Genomic DNA, 14,400 nt, shown 5'->3' with positions numbered 1-14,400 from the left:
CGAGCTGAGTTCGGCCGAAAGGCCCGACAAGGTTAAGCAATGATCGGGCGGTACGTCGCTATGCAGATGTACCGCCCGTTCTGTTTCCAGACGCCAACCCAGCATCAGGCATTTTCAATTACATGAACGCCTGAAGCATCGGCGCCATCGCCCTTCAATATTGCGGGTTCCAAAGCTTTCAGAAAGCGTTCATCACCCTTGTGCGCCTTGACGGCCATCGCAGGCGTTTCTTTCTGATAAACCGCGTAAGCGCAGAGGTCCGCCGCCTGAATCAATAAGCTGCGCCGCGAATCCTGATGCTGCGGCAGCTCAATCACATTCTGCAGCGGGCGATTCACGATCCGCCGCCGCTTCCGGATCAGGCCGTAGGATTCCCTGACCGGCCGTTCGCGCCGCAGCGCCCGGACAAGCTTGTCGAGCTGTGCAGACTGGGTCCGGTCGGCCACTACGAAACCTTGCGCACCGCCTTGGCGTCCGCGCGAGCCGGACCGCGCCAGAAACCCGTCAAAATATCCGAGCTGGGCTGACCAGCCGGCACGGAATACGTCGGTTTCCGGCGGCAGGTTTTTCTTGCGGACCACGGTCAGCAACACCCGCAACGCTTTTATGCCGGCCAACCCTTTCAGTGCCGCTTCAATCAACGCCACCCTCCGGGCGGCATCGCCGGGGCCCTTGCGCATCAGGGTTGAGCCACGAAGTTCGTCCGACGATTTCAGCCCGTACTGCGCACCGAGAGATCGACGCAGGTCGACGAGCTCTTTCTCGATCTCGGTCCACTTGCTGGAGGGCGCGATGAGTCCGCCCAACACAAAAGCCGGACTTGAACCCGGCTCACGGCCGGCATCTCCGGATTCGTCGACATACATCAGATACATGGCGCACCACCCCTTGGGCCACCTTATGGTTAACACGTGACATTGTAGCGACGGAAGCGCGCTCGCCTCAAAGGGGAGCCAGAACTGGGTCCCGTAAAAAGGCGCCGGCTAGGAGCAGATTTCCCACGGGCCCATATCGAGGTGGAAGTGGTCGGCGTGCGCGGCGTTGTAGTCCGGACCGAGCACGCCCGTGAAAATGGCGCAGGAGCGGTCGCGGATCTCGACGAGAAACTCGGCTTCCGCACCGCCATCATCCCAATCGCGAACGCTGATGACGCGGCCGTCGGCGAGCCTGAATCCGGACACGTCAATGGCATTCGCGCCGGCATGCTGCGACCAGCGGCCGGCCTGCGAAGAGTTCACACGGCGGCAGTTATAGGTGCCGTAATGCAGGACTTCGGACACCTCGGAATCAAGATGGCGCGCCGCGGCGGGCGCCACGATCTCGCGTTCCCAGACGTAAAGCGCGGCGGCCAGCGCGCAGGATGCCACGGGGGGTTGCGGATCGGCATAATCGAGATTGGAACCCGAAATGGACACGCCCGCCTGCCAGCGGCACTGCGGCGTCGCGGATTGCGGCTCGACCTGCGCAAAGCTCATATTCGAGCCATCGAGTGCCGCGAAACAGGCTTGCGGATTGTCGCGCAGCGCTCGGATCTGTTGCGAGGTAAACAGCCGGATTGGCTCTTCGAGATCGGCCTCGCCCCAGGCCTTGGCGCCGTCGGGCATGGATTCCACATAATAGAAAACGGCCAACACGCCGAGAAATGCGAACATGACGATCGCCCCGCGCACGGCGATGTGAAAAGCCAAGGGCAACCCGGCCCAGAGGCCGTCACGCGGTGAGCGGTTGGAGTTTGGCGTCTTCCAGGACATGACGGGGCGGTAGACCTAATCTTTTTGGCGATTTTCAGGCACGGCCAGCCCGTAGATCAGGCTGTCGCGTACGCCTATATGCGTTTCCCAATTAGCCTTCAGCTGACCCTCATAACCGAGACCCAGCTTTTCGATCAACCGGATCGAGGCGGTATTGTCCGGATCGACGTCGGCCCAAATCCGCCGCAATTGTCGCGCGGACTTGGCGTAATCAAGCATCTCGCGGGCGGCTTCGAAGGCAAATCCTTGACCCTGCGCATCCGGCCGGAACATGAAGCCGATCTCGGCTTGGCCGTGAGCCTTGTCCATCAGGATAACCCACCCCAGAGCGTCGCCCGGCGCATTCTTGTGCTCGACGGCCCAGCACTGGCAGCCCTCGCCATACGCATTCCACGCCAGATAATCGTAAACCGCCTCGACGCTCGCCAGCGGTCCGCGCGACCAGTAACGCATGTTTGTTTCGTCCGAAAGCGCCGGAAAGAGGGCCTCGGCATCGTCTTGCCGGATGGCCCGAAGGATAAGTCGCTCGGTTTTCAGCCGCGGCACGTCGTGCGACGGTCCCCGCTCGGCGAGTTCATCATCGGTGAGCGTCAGCACGGTTTCGGAAAAGCGCTCTTCGATGCAGGCCTGCATCGTTTTGAAACAGTCCATAGAGAAAAAATCGTGTGTCTCGAAACACGCGCTACGGACCGCTTCGGACGGCCAGCGCGCATAGGACCAGAACACGCCGTCCGCATCCTTGTGCAACCGCGCACCGTAAGACGCACATTGCTTGTGGATCAGCTGCGTGCCTTCGACCCACGCTCTGCGGAATGTTTCTTCGGTGCCAGCCTTTAGCTGCCAGCGATAGAGAACGGCGGAACTCATGCCCGCCGCTGGCTCGCCCGGAGCTTTTTCGATTCCGAACGCAACTGGCCGCAGGCGGCAAAGATATCGCGGCCGCGCGGCGTACGGATGGGCGAGGCATAGCCCGCGCGATTGACGATTTCGGCGAAGGTCTCGATCGTCTCCCAGTCCGAGCACTCGTACGGGCTGTTCGGCCACGGGTTGAACGGGATGAGATTGATCTTCGAAGGGATGCCCTTGAGGAGGTTGACCAGAGCCCGCGCTTCGGCTGGCGAATCATTCACGCCTTTCAGCATCACATATTCGAAGGTCACGCGATTGGAATTGCCGAGACCCGGATAGGCCTTGATCGCCTCCATCAGCTCGGCAATCGGATACTTCTTGTTCAGCGGCACCAGCTCATTGCGCAAATCATCATTGGTGGCGTGCAGCGAGATCGCCAGCATGGCTTTGGTACGTTCGCCGAGCTCGGGAATCTTCGGAACCACGCCTGAGGTGGACACCGTCATACGCCGGCGGCCGATTCCGATCCCGTCACCGTCCGAAATGATGTCGATCGCATCGGACACCGCATCCAGATTGTAGAGCGGCTCGCCCATGCCCATGAAGACGATATTGGTGATCTGCCGATTCTCGTTTGAGGTCGGCCATTCCGCCAGATCGTCGCGCGCCACCATCACCTGGGCGGCGATTTCCTGCGCGCTGAGGTTCCGCACCAGCGGCTGCGTCCCGGTATGGCAGAAGGTGCAGTTCAGCGTGCAGCCGACCTGGCTCGACACGCACAGCGCGCCGGCACGGCCAACATCCGGGATGAACACCGTCTCGCATTCCACGCCGGGCGCGAGCCGGATCAGGTATTTGCGCGTTCCGTCGACCGACACCAGGCGCTCGACGATCTCCGGACGCGCCAGCGTGTAATGCTGTTTGAGGACGGAACGCATATCCTTGGCGATATTCGTCATCGCGTCGAAATCGCGCGCGCCATGGTGATAGACCCAGCGCCAGGCCTGGTCGGCGCGCATCTTCGCCTTCCGCTCGTCGACACCGGCTGCGATCATCGCTTCGCGCATCTGCGGACGCGTGAGCCCCGCCAGAGAGGACGGACTGGCTGCCGGACGGGTGGAAGGGTCGTATATGTTCAATGCAGCTGTCATGGGCGCGCGGACATATATCATCTTGGCAGCAAAAGCGAGAGGGGCATTCCGGCACGCCGGTTGCAGTAATCCGGACAGGAGGATCCTGCCATGTCCGGTATTTTGCTGATTGACCACAATCGCTGCAGCCTTGCGGTAGCGCGCGCCATGGCGGGACGCGGACGTGATGTCTATGCCGGGATCGACGGCCCATGTGACTATCTCAACTTGTCCCGCTTCGTGACACGTTCGCTGACCATGGCGGATCTCGTGGAGACGCCCGAACGGGCCTTGGCAGATCTCAACCGTATTTTCGCGGCCTATCCCGAAATCACTGGCCTGTTCCCGGTTGACGAGACCGGCGTGCGCTTCCTGACGGACCATGGTGCCGGACTGCCGGACCATGTTCTGCAGTATGTCGTCGCCGCCGAGACTGTGCGCCGGGTCACCGACAAGTCGCGGGCGGCCAAACTTGCGGCGGATTGCGGAATCCCGGTCGCCCCGCGGATTACCGTCGACAACTTTGCTGACCTGAAGTCCGCAGCGGCAGACATCGGTTTTCCGCTCGTTGTCCGTGCCGTCGAGTGCAATCACGATGTCTACGGCGTGAAAGTTCTGGTTTGCCATGACCGCGCAACTTTCGACGCGGTTTGTACGGACTGGCCGACCGAAGGCCACAAGCAGCTCATGATCCAGCGCTATAATGCCGGCGGACGCCACAATCTCTACTGGACCGCGGACCGCGGCCGCCTCCATGCCGGCGTCAATGTCGAGGTTGGTCTGACCACGGCCGGTGATGCGTCGGGTTACGGCACATTCGCACGGACCATCGAACCGGTCCCGGAACTGGCCGATTATGCGACCCGGCTGGTCGAGGCGTTGGGCTATCACGGCACCGGATCGGCGCAGTTCCTGCTCGACAAGCAAACCGGCGAAATCACCTTCCTGGAGATCAATCCGCGGTTGGGCGCCAATTCGAAACTGGTTGAATCTGTTCTGCCCTATATTGACTGGTTCGCCGATCTCGTCGAAGGCACGCCCTTGGCGCATCGTCCCGATCCGTGGGCCTATAAACGCGGTCAGCGCTTTGTCTGGCTCAAGGGAGAGAACCAGACCTACAAGAAGCTGCTGCGCGAAAAGCGTTATGGCCAGCTCGTCTCACGCTTCGGACTTTCCCTTTGGAACTCTGTCGGCGCCGTGCACGGCGTGTTCAGCCCTGACGATCCGCTGCCGGCCCTCGCCTGCCACTTCAATCCCGTGATCAGGCACTTGCCGAAACGGCTTTTGCCGCGCCTGCCGCAACCGGTTCCGGAGATCGTCGTAGCGGAGTAAGACTCCGCGCATGAGACTGACGCTCTACCCGCTCTCCGCAGAAGAACCGCCCGTTCGCCCCGCTGAAGCCCGACGCGACTGGATGGACGACACGCCGGAAAGTTTCGCCTATCGCTGCCTGCCGCTAGCTATTGCCAACCAGCATGGCTGGGAAGTGACGACGCCGGTCGGTTTCGAGGCGGACTGGAACGGTGGAACTGCGCCGACTGATGTCGCGATACGCTTCGATCAACCACCTTCAGAACGCCTTAGCGGCGGGCCGCTCGCCAATTTTGGCTCCGGTGTGCTGACTTTCGAATTGCATTTCCTGTTGCGCACCCCGCCGGGCTGGAATGTCTTCGTGACCGGGCCGATGAATGGCATCAAGCATGGTATCGCGCCTTTGTCCGGTATCATCGAGACCGATTGGAGCCCCTATTCCTTCACCATGAATTGGCGCTTTACCCAACCGGGCAGCGTGCGTTTTGACGCCGGCGAAGCCATCGCCCATTTTTTCCCATTGCGGCGTGACATGTTTGAACGCTTCGATCCGGTCATCGCGCCAATCCAGTCCGAACCGAAGGCCTTTGAGGACTTCGAAACCTGGCGGAAAAGCCGGGGTGATTTTGCCCAGCGACTGGCGGCGCTCGAGGAAAACGCCGTTGAGGAAAAGTGGCAGAAAACCTATTATCGCGGTCTGCGCCCCGACGGCTCCAAAGGAGCCCGCGATCACAAGATCAAGCTGCGCGTCAAACCCTTCCGCAAACCGATAAAATAGGTCAGCACAAAGCTTCGACGCGTTGCAGCGCCGCGGTCACGCCTTGCAGAGAGAACAGATAGGAGGTCGCCGTGCCGCGTTGGCTGGTGGCTTCAATCCGCATGCTGGCACCCCGCCGCATATCGCGAACGAGATCGCCTTCATCCTCAAGGTCCTCGACGAAACCGTCTTGTCCTGCGGCGAACATCTGAAACCGGCTCGACCCGATGCGCGCCCGTGGTGGCGTCTCCGGACGTAGCGGATAGCCGGCGATAAAGCGGGGTTGTTCTTCCGCAGCGCCATTGGCCCAGGTAGAAAGAACGAAAAAGACCGATCCGTGATCGACATTGGACGGCGAACTTTCCTGCGGTTCGCTGACCGCAAAACACACCCGGCCTTCTGCGGTGTCTCGTGTCAGGACGACCCAGTCACCATAGGCACCTTGGTTCTGGGCCTCCTGCGCGAGGGCGGTGCTGGCACCGAGGCACACAAAAAGGATCAAACTGGAAAGACGGAACATGTCGGCGTTCGGCTCGCGGCTTCTGGATTCTATCTCATCCCTGCAATGCGGCGCTTTATGGGCAGTTAATGGCAGACAGCCTTTCCGCGCGCCCGAATTATCTGCTAGGCGGAATTGCATATCAGGGGGCTTGGTTGACACAGGCGCAGAATGACAGCGGGGCGGCACCATCGCGTGAACAGCTCGATGCATGGGTTCAGGGATGTGCCCGCGCCGACCGCGAATGTTTCAAGGCCTTGTTCACCTATTATGCCCCCCGCGTGAAGGGCTATCTCAAACGCCTGGCGACTGACGATGCGGCAGCCGAGGAGCTGGCGCAGGAGGTCCTGCTGACGGTGTGGCGAAAAGCCGGACAGTTCGATCCGCGTCAGGCTTCGGCTTCGACCTGGATATTCCGGATCGCCCGCAACCGCCGCATCGATATGGCACGCCGCGCCAACAAACCGGACCTCGACGCCGATGAGCCGATGCTACAGCCGGTCGAGACCGAAGCACCGGATTCCGCTGCCCATGCCCGCGATCGCGAGGCACGTGTGCACGAGGCCTTGAAATTGCTTCCAGACGATCAAGTTCGGCTGCTCCGCCTCGCTTTTTTCGATGGTCTCTCGCATTCGGAGATCGCGGAACAGGAAGGTGTGGCGCTGGGAACGGTGAAATCCCGCATCCGGCTGGCCTTCGGAAAATTGCGGGGTCAGTTTGATCCAGGAGATATTTAGCTCGCTTTGACCCTTGACGGATATTCGAGACGGATCATATCGAAAAAACAAAGACTAGGTATAGATGTAAACGATGACATTGGTTTCAAAGGATGACGAGCTGCTGATCGCGCATGCCGCCGGCATGTTAAGCGAACCCATGCGGCTGCTCGTCGAAACCTATGCGGCCATCAATTCGGATGTTGCCGAAGCCATGGCCGATGCAGAGGTGACGGCCGCGGCCCTGTTTGAATCCGCGCCCGGCCAGGCCTTGGCGGATGATGCCGTCGATATAGCGCTCGCCATGGTCGAGGCCGTTGAAGCCGGAGCCGGGGAGGCCGCGGGACTAAACGCGGCCGCACCGCAAAACGTCGCACGCCAGACCGAAAACGCAATTGGCGAGTTGCTGAACCTGCCCGATCCGGTCCGGGAGAAAGCCCTCGAAGCGGGCGGGCAATGGCGTTTCGCAGCGCCCGGCGTGCGGCGAATCGAGCTTGCAAGCGAAGGCAGCGCAAAGGCCGAGCTCTTGCGGATTGAACCCGGTCACGGCTCTCCGAGCCATACGCATGATGGACGCGAGTTCACACTGGTTCTCGCCGGAGCCTTCTCGGATGGCCATAACCGCTACGGCAAGGGCGACCTGTGTGCCGTTGGCGCCGAAACGACGCACAGACCGATCGCCGAACCGGGCGAAGTTTGTTTCGCGCTGGCGGTGACGGATGGCTCTCTCAAATTCACCGGTGCTTTAGGTGCGGTACAGCGCCTCTTCGGCGGCTAGTGCTGTTTTAAATTCCACGCTTCGATCGCGGATAGACCGGGCCCGCCTGGCATCACCGGACGTTCCGGGTACCCGCCCATGGCCAGCGTCCGGTCATAGAGCGTGATGGCAGCTGCCACCGAGACATTGACACAGAACTTCGTCGGAATGCGCACGATGTGGTCGCACATGGCCAGCATCTCCTCCGACAGCGACCCGCGCTCGCGGCCCAGAACATAAGCCGCGGCCCGCGGATGCCGGAAGCTCGGCAGATCGATCGCATCGTCGGCCAGCTCGATCCCGACCAGCGCACAACCTTTCGGTAGACGCATTTCGGACAGCGACTCCCAGCCATAATAGGGCACATTTTTCAGCGCCCGCGACGTATCCGAATCAAACACGGAGCGCGCCTTGTGGTGCGCGTTTACCGTGAAGGCAAAGCTGGCTCCGAACGCATGAGCTGTGCGCAGGATTGCGCCCAGATTCATGGGTTTGGAAATTTCCTCTGCGCCGATGCCGAAATAGCCCTTCAAAGGCCGGATCGGCTTCATGTCTGGTCCTGTACGCCGGCTGTGATCCGCCCGTCGGCGTGCAACACGGCGCATTTCATGCCTTCTGAATTGTAGGGATAGGCGACTCGGCCATCCCGGCCGACGGCAATGATACCGCCGTCGCCGCCCAGCCGTTTCACGTCTTTCAGCGCCCAACGACAAGCCTCGTCCGGGCTTTCGTGCAGATAGCGCACGCGCGCCGCCGCGGTTCCGGCGGCCAGCGAGCGGATGAAATATTCCCCTTGGCCGGTGCAAGACAGTGCGATTTCCTGATCGGCCCAGGTGCCGGCACCGATCAACGGGCAGTCGCCCACCCGGCCCGGCGTCTTTTTAAGCGTACCGCCTGTCGACGTCGCCGCGGCCAGACGCCCATCCCGGTCGCGCGCCACACAACCGACGGTACCGGTCGCAATGGCACGGTTGTCCGGAACGGCGGCCGGCTTGTAGTAGCTTTTCGGATCGTCGACGGCTTCCAGTCCGGCTTCGCGCGCCAGCTTGTTTGCACCCCAGCCAGCCAGCATGACGTGCGGTGTGGTTTCCATCACCTTCCGGGCAGCCTGGATCGGCGAGACGAAACCCTCCATCGCCGCGACCGCTCCGGCGTTGCGGGTCGCGCCATCCATAATGGCGGCGTCCAGCTCGTAGCGATTGTCGGTATTGGGCGAGGACCCCTTGCCGGCGACATAGAGCCCGCTGGTCTCAAGCGCATAGACGACGCGCTCCACAACGTCGAGTGCGGCCATCCCGTCGCCCAGCATCTCCTTCGCCTCGCCGGCCAGCGCGCGCATGTGGTCAATTTCTTTCTGGTAGGAACGGTCAGCCAGCACCCCGGCGCCGCCATGCAGGACCAGGGAGAAGGGATTGGACGTCATCGCGCATATCCTTTTGGCGGTGGAGCCATGCTTTCCTCTAGCACCGCGCCGGATGTCAGCAAAACCGTTGAACACCGTTCACTTTAGCTGGCGAAGACGCTATGTCGGCGGCAGCACTCGATTGGCCGAATGGGGAGTTCCATGAAAATTACCAACGACACAGCTGCGATTGTCACCGGCGGCGCATCCGGACTGGGCGAAGGCACGGCGCGCCGGCTCGCTGCTGAGGGCGCTAAAGTGGCCATTTTCGACCTCAACGCCGAACGCGGCGAGGCGGTCGCGTCCGAGCTGAGGGGCGTATTCTGCCAGGTCAATGTCGCAGATGTCGACAGCGTCGAGGCCGGTTTCGCCAAGGCCCGCGAGGCACATGGCCAGGAGCGCGTCCTCGTCAATTGCGCCGGCATTGGCTGGGCTGAAAAAACGGCGCGGCGTTCCTCCAAGGGCGACATTGTCCGTCACCAGCTCGATAAATTTGCACTGGTCGTGAACATCAATCTGATCGGTTCGTTCAACTGCGCGGCGATTGCGGCCGAAGGCATGCTGTCCAACGAACCAGACGATGGCGGCGAGCGCGGCATCATCGTGCACACCGCTTCGGTTGCCGCCCAGGACGGCCAGATCGGTCAGGTCGCCTATTCCGCCTCGAAAGGCGGTATCGACGGCATGACCCTGCCGATGGCCCGCGACCTCGCCCGCGAAGGCGTCCGCGTGAACACGATTCTGCCGGGCTTCTTCGAGACACCGATCTACCAGCAGATGCCGCCGGAGGTGAAAACCAACTTGGCCTCTCACCTGCAGTTTCCGCAACGCTTCGGCACACCGGATGAGTATGCGGACCTCGTCGCATTCATGGTGACGAATGGCTACATCAACGCGGAATGCGTACGGCTCGATGCCGGCGCCCGCATGCCTCCGAAATAGGTTAGGCGGATTTTAGCGAGCTGGCCGGGCGTGTGCGCTTGGCCAGCCGGATTCCGGTGAACTGCCAGCGTGCAGAGGGCGGGAAGAAATTGCGGTAGGTCGCGCGGATATGGTTGCGCTCGGTGGCGCAGGAACCTCCGCGAAGTACCTGTTGGCCGGACATGAATTTCCCATTGTATTCGCCGACTGCGCCATCGGGCGGATGATAGCCGGGATAGGCTTCATAGCCGCTCGAGGACCACTCCCAGACATCGCCGAACACGCCCTGCGCGACCTCCTGATCGTCCAGTCGGCCGGGATGATAGCGTTCATCATCGCCGAGCAGCACGCCCTCGGCCGGATGGGCGCGCGCAAGCAACTCCAGCTCGGTCTCTGTCGGTAAGCGCATCCCTTTCCACTCGGCGAAGGCTGCCGCTTCATAAGCGCTGACATGGCAAACTGGCAGTCCGGGCTGGAGCGGGACGAGACCGTGCAGCGTGTACTCTTGCCAGCCATCGTCGGTTTCACGCCAGTACAGCGGGTGCCGGACGTTGTTCTCCTCTACCCAGGCCCAGCCGTCAGACAGCCAGAATCGCGGATTCTTGTAACCGCCGTCGGCGACAAACTCGGCGAACTCGGCATTGCTGACGGTACGCGCCGCAATCTCGAAATCTTCCTGCCAGCGCTTGTGTCGCGGCAATTCGTTGTCGAATACGAAATCCGCCTGGCTGGCGCCGATCTCCACAAGGCCTCCGGACATAGAGATAAACCGCATGTCGCCCGGTCGCCTGGCCGGCTCGATGGTGCCGGAAAAGGGCGCATGTGGATTGGGAGCCTGCGAGAGCACATGCTTTATATCGGTCAGCAACAATTCCTGGTGCTGGCGCTCATGCTGCTGGCCGAGTTCAAGTAGCGGTGCGATGTCGAGCCAATCGGTCTCGCTGGCCTGTTCGATCAGTTGCGCGACCGCTCCCTCGACATGTTCGCGATAGGCAAGAATGTCGGCATGTCGCGGCCGCGACAGCAGCCCTCGATCCGGTCGCGACCATTGCTCGCCGACCTGCTCGTAATAGGAATTGAACAGATAATTGTATCCGGGATCGAAAACTTCATAGTCCGGAATGAAACGCTTCGCGAGAAAGGTCTCGAAAAACCAGGTGACATGCGCGAGATGCCATTTCGTCGGGCTGACGTCCGGCATTGTTTGGACCTGCATGTCTTCGGCGCAAAGGCCGCTTGTCAATTGCAGCGTCTCACCGCGAACGGCCTTGAAGTGGTCGAGACAGGCGGACCGATCGTCAAACTGAGGGCGATAAGCCAGGGCCGGATGCGTCATGTGAGGTTTCCTGAACTGCAGCCCTCATCCTATCAGGGCGGCACGGCAGGGCTAGTCCGCCGCCCTTGACGGACGAATATGAACGGTCTGTAATGATTCAGCCGTCTGGGGAGGGGGCAAGATGAAATTGTTGGCAGGAGTGTCCGTTGCGGCGCTCATGATCCTTATTGCGGCCTTATGTCCGCAGCACATACGTGCTCAAGCACAGGAAGCGGTTGAGATTCCTCCGGAATTGAAGGCGGAGGTTGCCCGGCAAATCGATCTTTTTGTTGCGGTGATGGAGGGTGATCGGCCCGAAATCGATCTGCACTCCGAACCATCACGGTAACGCGATCTACCTTACGCGGGGGTAACGTCCGCGAAAGCTGCTGGCAAGCCGCGCGCCAATAGCTTTGTCCCGATTTGGGGGAAAGCATGAACCGCTCGCTCGTGATCGTTGACAACGTCATGAATAATGCGGAACGGTTTCGCGAAGCCGCTTCGACATTGGAATTTCCTCCGGCGCCCGCGTCTGTCCTTTATCCCGGCCGCAACTCCCGTCAGCAAATCCATCTTGAGGGTTTCCAGGAGGAAATCGAAAACCTGCTCGGCGAAAGACTGGTAGCGGCCGGAGGAGATAGTTTTGCCCGCTTCCGTCTAAGCCTTGAAGGCGAAGATGGCCGGGGCGGCGTTCACGTTGATCCGTGCCACTGGACCTGCGTCTACTTTCTTACGCCCGACCAGTATTGCCAGGGCGGAACCGACTTCTTCCGTCACAAAAAATCCGGACTGGAACACGCGCCCTATACGCCGGACCAGCTCGCGCGAACGGGCGCCAAGTCCTATGCAGACTACGTCAAAAACATGGCGTTGCCCGACACCAAGAATCCGGACGCTTGGGCGCACGTCATGCATGTGCCGATGCGCTTCAATCGCCTGATTCTCTTCCGGCCCTGGTATTTTCACAATGCCGGACCTGGCTTTGGAACGGATATCAGTAACGGCCGGCTGGTCTATCTTCTGTTCTTTCACAGCGCCGCGCAGCTTGAAGCCGAAAAGGCCGAGCTAACCCGCGCTGAAGCCTCGGGCTAATCGACAAACGGATCCGAGAAGCGCGGGTCGGTCAGGAAGATGTTGTCGGTCAGCGTGTGCATGAAGGCTTCCAGTGCGGCGGCCTCTTCGGCGGTCAGGTTCAAACGCTGCGGCTGCCCCGGACCGTCCCGCAGACGCGGATCAAGATTGCGGCTGCCGATGATCCCGGAATTATAGTGTTCGATGACTTCCGCCAGGCTGGTAAACCGGCCGTCATGCATGAAATGGGTGCGCACGCCGACATTCCGCAGCGACGGTGATTTAAACTCACCGAGCCCGTTTCCGGGGTCCGCATCGGCATCATTTCCGGCATCGAGGCCAATATTGTGAACGTCGTCGCTGATATGCGCGAGCGTGTTATGGCAGGCCGCGCAGCCGACATCCTCGATGGTCGAGCCCGGCACCGGCATGAAAAGCTGCAAGCCGAGATATTCGGCTTCCGAGAAGTGGGCTTGGAAGGCCGGTGATCCCAGCGGCCCATCGGCAAGGGCCCGATCAAAAGGCGAATCGGCCGATGTCATGGACCGCACAAATTGCGCCATCGCCTCCGCCATCCGGTCCGACGTCACCTCCGGATCGCCGAAAGCGTCCGCAAACAAATTCGCATAGAAAGCCTCGGCGGCAATCCGCGCCACAGCCTCCTCCAGTGTCAGCCCCATTTCGACCTCGCTCTGAATCGGGGCTAGCGTCTGGTCTTCGAGCGTTTCCGCGCGCTCATCCCAGAAAAAGTGACCGTTCGCGTAATAGCGCGCATTCGACAGGCCCGGAGAGTGCCTTTCGGTAAGCTCGCCGGCGAACCCGCGCGAGAACCGCAGCGTGTCGGAAAATCCGGTCGACTGGATATGACAGCTCGCGCAGGAGGTCGTGTTATTGGCTGATAAGCGGCGCTCGTAGAACAGAACGCGTCCCAACGCGGCGCCTGGATTGGTGATGTGATTCTGGATCGGCGTGTTGTCGGCGGCGGCAACCGGACCGTTTCGATAATGGGTCGGCAGCGTCACGTCGGCATCGGCATATAAATAGGGAATCTGTGGCAATACCGGTTCTGACATCAGCGTGCGCACGGCCACAGAAGTCGATCCCCTCAAGGCACCGTCCTCTTCGAACCGAACGGCGATCCGGTTGGTTGCCGGGTTGAACGCCACCGGCAATCCATCTTCCACAAAGACAGCGAAACTCGCCGTCGCATTCGCACCTATCGAGAAATTGACGCTCAAAACAGCCGGTGCCAAGCAAGCGCCGGTCGCAGGATCGGTCTGGCAGATCCGCGGCGTGACCGTCAGCGATTCATCGCTCAGCACCGGACGCGCGACGAGGTTGCCGGCGCTGCCGACATTGCTGATGGCAACAACAAACGCGCCATTGCGTTGGCGATCCACTGTCTCGACGACGCCGGGTAGCGAGTTCAGGCCGACACTCGCGCCAGAATCCGAAATTGCGACAATATCGGCGCCCGGCGGGTCCGAGGCGCTCATCCAGAAACTGTTGACACCCGGAGTAGCGGCCGCCGCCCCCGTGTTGTCGCAGTCGAACGACAGTGGCAAATCTCCGCCGGAATAGGGCTGGGATGGCGTGAACGCGAAGACAAAGCTCTGGGAGGCGCCGGCCGGAATATCTACGGCGGTGTTCGGCGAGCCCGAAAGCGCATTGGATGCATCAGTCGTTTGGAACGAAAAACTGCCGGTCGGGCCTCCGGCGCTCAACGAAATGCTACAATTCTCGGCGGTATTGCTGCCGGCATTAATCAGCGTGGCGAAAGCCGTCGCAGTGTCACCTGTACGCACGGCCCGGCTCGCCGGAAGCACGGCCGCGACAATCGTCGTTCCATTGTCTTGGGCCCATACCGGAAAAATGGGGAGAATAAGGCCCGCTATGAGGGCCGGAATCAGAGTTTTCATAC

The 14,400-nt window shown here is 61.0% G+C and carries 16 protein-coding genes; 7 read left to right on the top strand and 9 right to left on the bottom strand.

All coding sequences use genetic code 11. The annotated features are described in order from the left end of the window. Nucleotides 1-104: 104 nt before the first annotated feature. The 4 genes from ACO08C_RS07315 to rlmN all read right to left on the bottom strand — a co-directional run bounded on the left by ACO08C_RS07315 (nucleotide 105) and on the right by rlmN (nucleotide 3,751). Complete coding sequence (locus ACO08C_RS07315; protein WP_421784463.1) at nucleotides 105-875, bottom strand: DUF3800 domain-containing protein; 771 nt, start codon at nucleotides 873-875, stop codon at nucleotides 105-107. A gap of 108 nt (nucleotides 876-983) precedes the next feature. Next, nucleotides 984-1,652, bottom strand: a complete 669-nt coding sequence (locus ACO08C_RS07310; RefSeq protein WP_421784461.1) for an extensin family protein — start codon at nucleotides 1,650-1,652, stop codon at nucleotides 984-986. A gap of 114 nt (nucleotides 1,653-1,766) precedes the next feature. After that, a complete protein-coding gene (locus ACO08C_RS07305) occupies nucleotides 1,767-2,618 on the bottom strand; it encodes a GNAT family N-acetyltransferase (RefSeq protein WP_421784459.1) in 852 nt (283 codons plus the stop codon). After that, nucleotides 2,615-3,751 (bottom strand): 23S rRNA (adenine(2503)-C(2))-methyltransferase RlmN, encoded by a 1,137-nt coding sequence (rlmN, locus tag ACO08C_RS07300; protein ID WP_421784457.1) that lies wholly within the window; start codon nucleotides 3,749-3,751, stop codon nucleotides 2,615-2,617. The genes ACO08C_RS07305 and rlmN overlap by 4 nt, the downstream gene beginning before the upstream one ends. 90 nt (nucleotides 3,752-3,841) lie before the next feature. Here rlmN and ACO08C_RS07295 point away from each other — a divergent pair, with 90 nt between their 5' ends. Beyond that, nucleotides 3,842-5,062: a hypothetical protein gene (locus ACO08C_RS07295; protein WP_421784456.1), complete on the top strand. Its 1,221-nt coding sequence runs from the start codon at nucleotides 3,842-3,844 to the stop codon at nucleotides 5,060-5,062. Between the two features lie 10 nt (nucleotides 5,063-5,072). Next, nucleotides 5,073-5,819, top strand: a complete 747-nt coding sequence (locus ACO08C_RS07290; protein ID WP_421784454.1) for a DUF6065 family protein — start codon at nucleotides 5,073-5,075, stop codon at nucleotides 5,817-5,819. Between the two features lies 1 nt (nucleotide 5,820). Here the strand turns inward: ACO08C_RS07290 and ACO08C_RS07285 are convergent, their stop codons facing one another. Then, on the bottom strand, nucleotides 5,821-6,318 hold the full coding sequence (locus ACO08C_RS07285; protein WP_421784452.1) for a hypothetical protein: 498 nt from the start codon (nucleotides 6,316-6,318) through the stop codon (nucleotides 5,821-5,823). 134 nt (nucleotides 6,319-6,452) lie between these two features. Between ACO08C_RS07285 and ACO08C_RS07280 the strand changes: the two genes are divergently transcribed. Both ACO08C_RS07280 and ACO08C_RS07275 read left to right on the top strand, forming a co-directional pair. Further along, nucleotides 6,453-7,034 carry a sigma-70 family RNA polymerase sigma factor gene (locus ACO08C_RS07280; RefSeq protein WP_421784450.1) on the top strand — a complete coding sequence of 194 codons (582 nt, stop codon included), beginning with the start codon at nucleotides 6,453-6,455 and terminating at the stop codon, nucleotides 7,032-7,034. A gap of 73 nt (nucleotides 7,035-7,107) precedes the next feature. Beyond that, a complete protein-coding gene (locus ACO08C_RS07275) occupies nucleotides 7,108-7,791 on the top strand; it encodes a ChrR family anti-sigma-E factor (RefSeq protein ID WP_421784448.1) in 684 nt (227 codons plus the stop codon). Here ACO08C_RS07275 and ACO08C_RS07270 read toward each other — a convergent pair. Continuing rightward, nucleotides 7,788-8,303: an RNA methyltransferase gene (locus ACO08C_RS07270; RefSeq protein ID WP_421788663.1), complete on the bottom strand. Its 516-nt coding sequence runs from the start codon at nucleotides 8,301-8,303 to the stop codon at nucleotides 7,788-7,790. The two genes, ACO08C_RS07275 and ACO08C_RS07270, sit on opposite strands and share 4 nt — an antisense overlap. 14 nt (nucleotides 8,304-8,317) lie before the next feature. Beyond that, nucleotides 8,318-9,193, bottom strand: a complete 876-nt coding sequence (locus tag ACO08C_RS07265; RefSeq protein ID WP_421784446.1) for an isoaspartyl peptidase/L-asparaginase family protein — start codon at nucleotides 9,191-9,193, stop codon at nucleotides 8,318-8,320. A 141-nt stretch (nucleotides 9,194-9,334) separates the two neighbouring features. On the opposite strand from ACO08C_RS07265, the gene ACO08C_RS07260 reads away from it, so the two are divergent. Beyond that, nucleotides 9,335-10,114, top strand: coding sequence for an SDR family NAD(P)-dependent oxidoreductase (locus tag ACO08C_RS07260; RefSeq protein ID WP_421784445.1), 780 nt, complete (start codon nucleotides 9,335-9,337; stop codon nucleotides 10,112-10,114). A gap of 1 nt (nucleotide 10,115) precedes the next feature. Here the strand turns inward: ACO08C_RS07260 and egtB are convergent, their stop codons facing one another. Further along, the gene (egtB, locus tag ACO08C_RS07255) at nucleotides 10,116-11,429 is read right to left on the bottom strand and encodes an ergothioneine biosynthesis protein EgtB (RefSeq protein ID WP_421784443.1); all 1,314 of its coding nucleotides are present in this window, start codon (nucleotides 11,427-11,429) and stop codon (nucleotides 10,116-10,118) included. Nucleotides 11,430-11,550: 121 nt separating this feature from the next. On the opposite strand from egtB, the gene ACO08C_RS07250 reads away from it, so the two are divergent. Both ACO08C_RS07250 and ACO08C_RS07245 read left to right on the top strand, forming a co-directional pair. Next, nucleotides 11,551-11,757, top strand: coding sequence for a hypothetical protein (locus ACO08C_RS07250; RefSeq protein WP_421784441.1), 207 nt, complete (start codon nucleotides 11,551-11,553; stop codon nucleotides 11,755-11,757). 86 nt (nucleotides 11,758-11,843) lie between these two features. Further along, nucleotides 11,844-12,500: a DUF6445 family protein gene (locus ACO08C_RS07245; RefSeq protein ID WP_421784440.1), complete on the top strand. Its 657-nt coding sequence runs from the start codon at nucleotides 11,844-11,846 to the stop codon at nucleotides 12,498-12,500. Here the strand turns inward: ACO08C_RS07245 and ACO08C_RS07240 are convergent. Next, nucleotides 12,497-14,398: a cytochrome c peroxidase gene (locus ACO08C_RS07240; protein WP_421784438.1), complete on the bottom strand. Its 1,902-nt coding sequence runs from the start codon at nucleotides 14,396-14,398 to the stop codon at nucleotides 12,497-12,499. The two genes, ACO08C_RS07245 and ACO08C_RS07240, sit on opposite strands and share 4 nt — an antisense overlap. Nucleotides 14,399-14,400 lie beyond the last annotated feature (2 nt).

The sequence above is a fragment of the Hyphobacterium sp. genome (genome assembly GCF_965229905.1).
In the GTDB taxonomy this organism is placed as follows: Bacteria; Pseudomonadota; Alphaproteobacteria; order Caulobacterales; family Maricaulaceae; genus Hyphobacterium.
The sequence above is the reverse complement of the archived record's forward strand: the minus strand, read 5'-3'. Positions and strand labels throughout refer to the sequence as shown.

Coding starts and splice junctions, on each gene's coding strand:
- ACO08C_RS07315 (WP_421784463.1), bottom strand. CDS start 875: ATGTATCTGATGTATGTCGACGAATCCGGAGATGCCGGCCGTGAGCCG.
- ACO08C_RS07310 (WP_421784461.1), bottom strand. CDS start 1,652: ATGTTCGCATTTCTCGGCGTGTTGGCCGTTTTCTATTATGTGGAATCC.
- ACO08C_RS07305 (WP_421784459.1), bottom strand. CDS start 2,618: ATGAGTTCCGCCGTTCTCTATCGCTGGCAGCTAAAGGCTGGCACCGAA.
- rlmN (WP_421784457.1), bottom strand. CDS start 3,751: ATGACAGCTGCATTGAACATATACGACCCTTCCACCCGTCCGGCAGCC.
- ACO08C_RS07295 (WP_421784456.1), top strand. CDS start 3,842: ATGTCCGGTATTTTGCTGATTGACCACAATCGCTGCAGCCTTGCGGTA.
- ACO08C_RS07290 (WP_421784454.1), top strand. CDS start 5,073: ATGAGACTGACGCTCTACCCGCTCTCCGCAGAAGAACCGCCCGTTCGC.
- ACO08C_RS07285 (WP_421784452.1), bottom strand. CDS start 6,318: ATGTTCCGTCTTTCCAGTTTGATCCTTTTTGTGTGCCTCGGTGCCAGC.
- ACO08C_RS07275 (WP_421784448.1), top strand. CDS start 7,108: ATGACATTGGTTTCAAAGGATGACGAGCTGCTGATCGCGCATGCCGCC.
- ACO08C_RS07265 (WP_421784446.1), bottom strand. CDS start 9,193: ATGACGTCCAATCCCTTCTCCCTGGTCCTGCATGGCGGCGCCGGGGTG.
- ACO08C_RS07260 (WP_421784445.1), top strand. CDS start 9,335: ATGAAAATTACCAACGACACAGCTGCGATTGTCACCGGCGGCGCATCC.
- egtB (WP_421784443.1), bottom strand. CDS start 11,429: ATGACGCATCCGGCCCTGGCTTATCGCCCTCAGTTTGACGATCGGTCC.
- ACO08C_RS07250 (WP_421784441.1), top strand. CDS start 11,551: ATGAAATTGTTGGCAGGAGTGTCCGTTGCGGCGCTCATGATCCTTATT.
- ACO08C_RS07245 (WP_421784440.1), top strand. CDS start 11,844: ATGAACCGCTCGCTCGTGATCGTTGACAACGTCATGAATAATGCGGAA.
- ACO08C_RS07240 (WP_421784438.1), bottom strand. CDS start 14,398: ATGAAAACTCTGATTCCGGCCCTCATAGCGGGCCTTATTCTCCCCATT.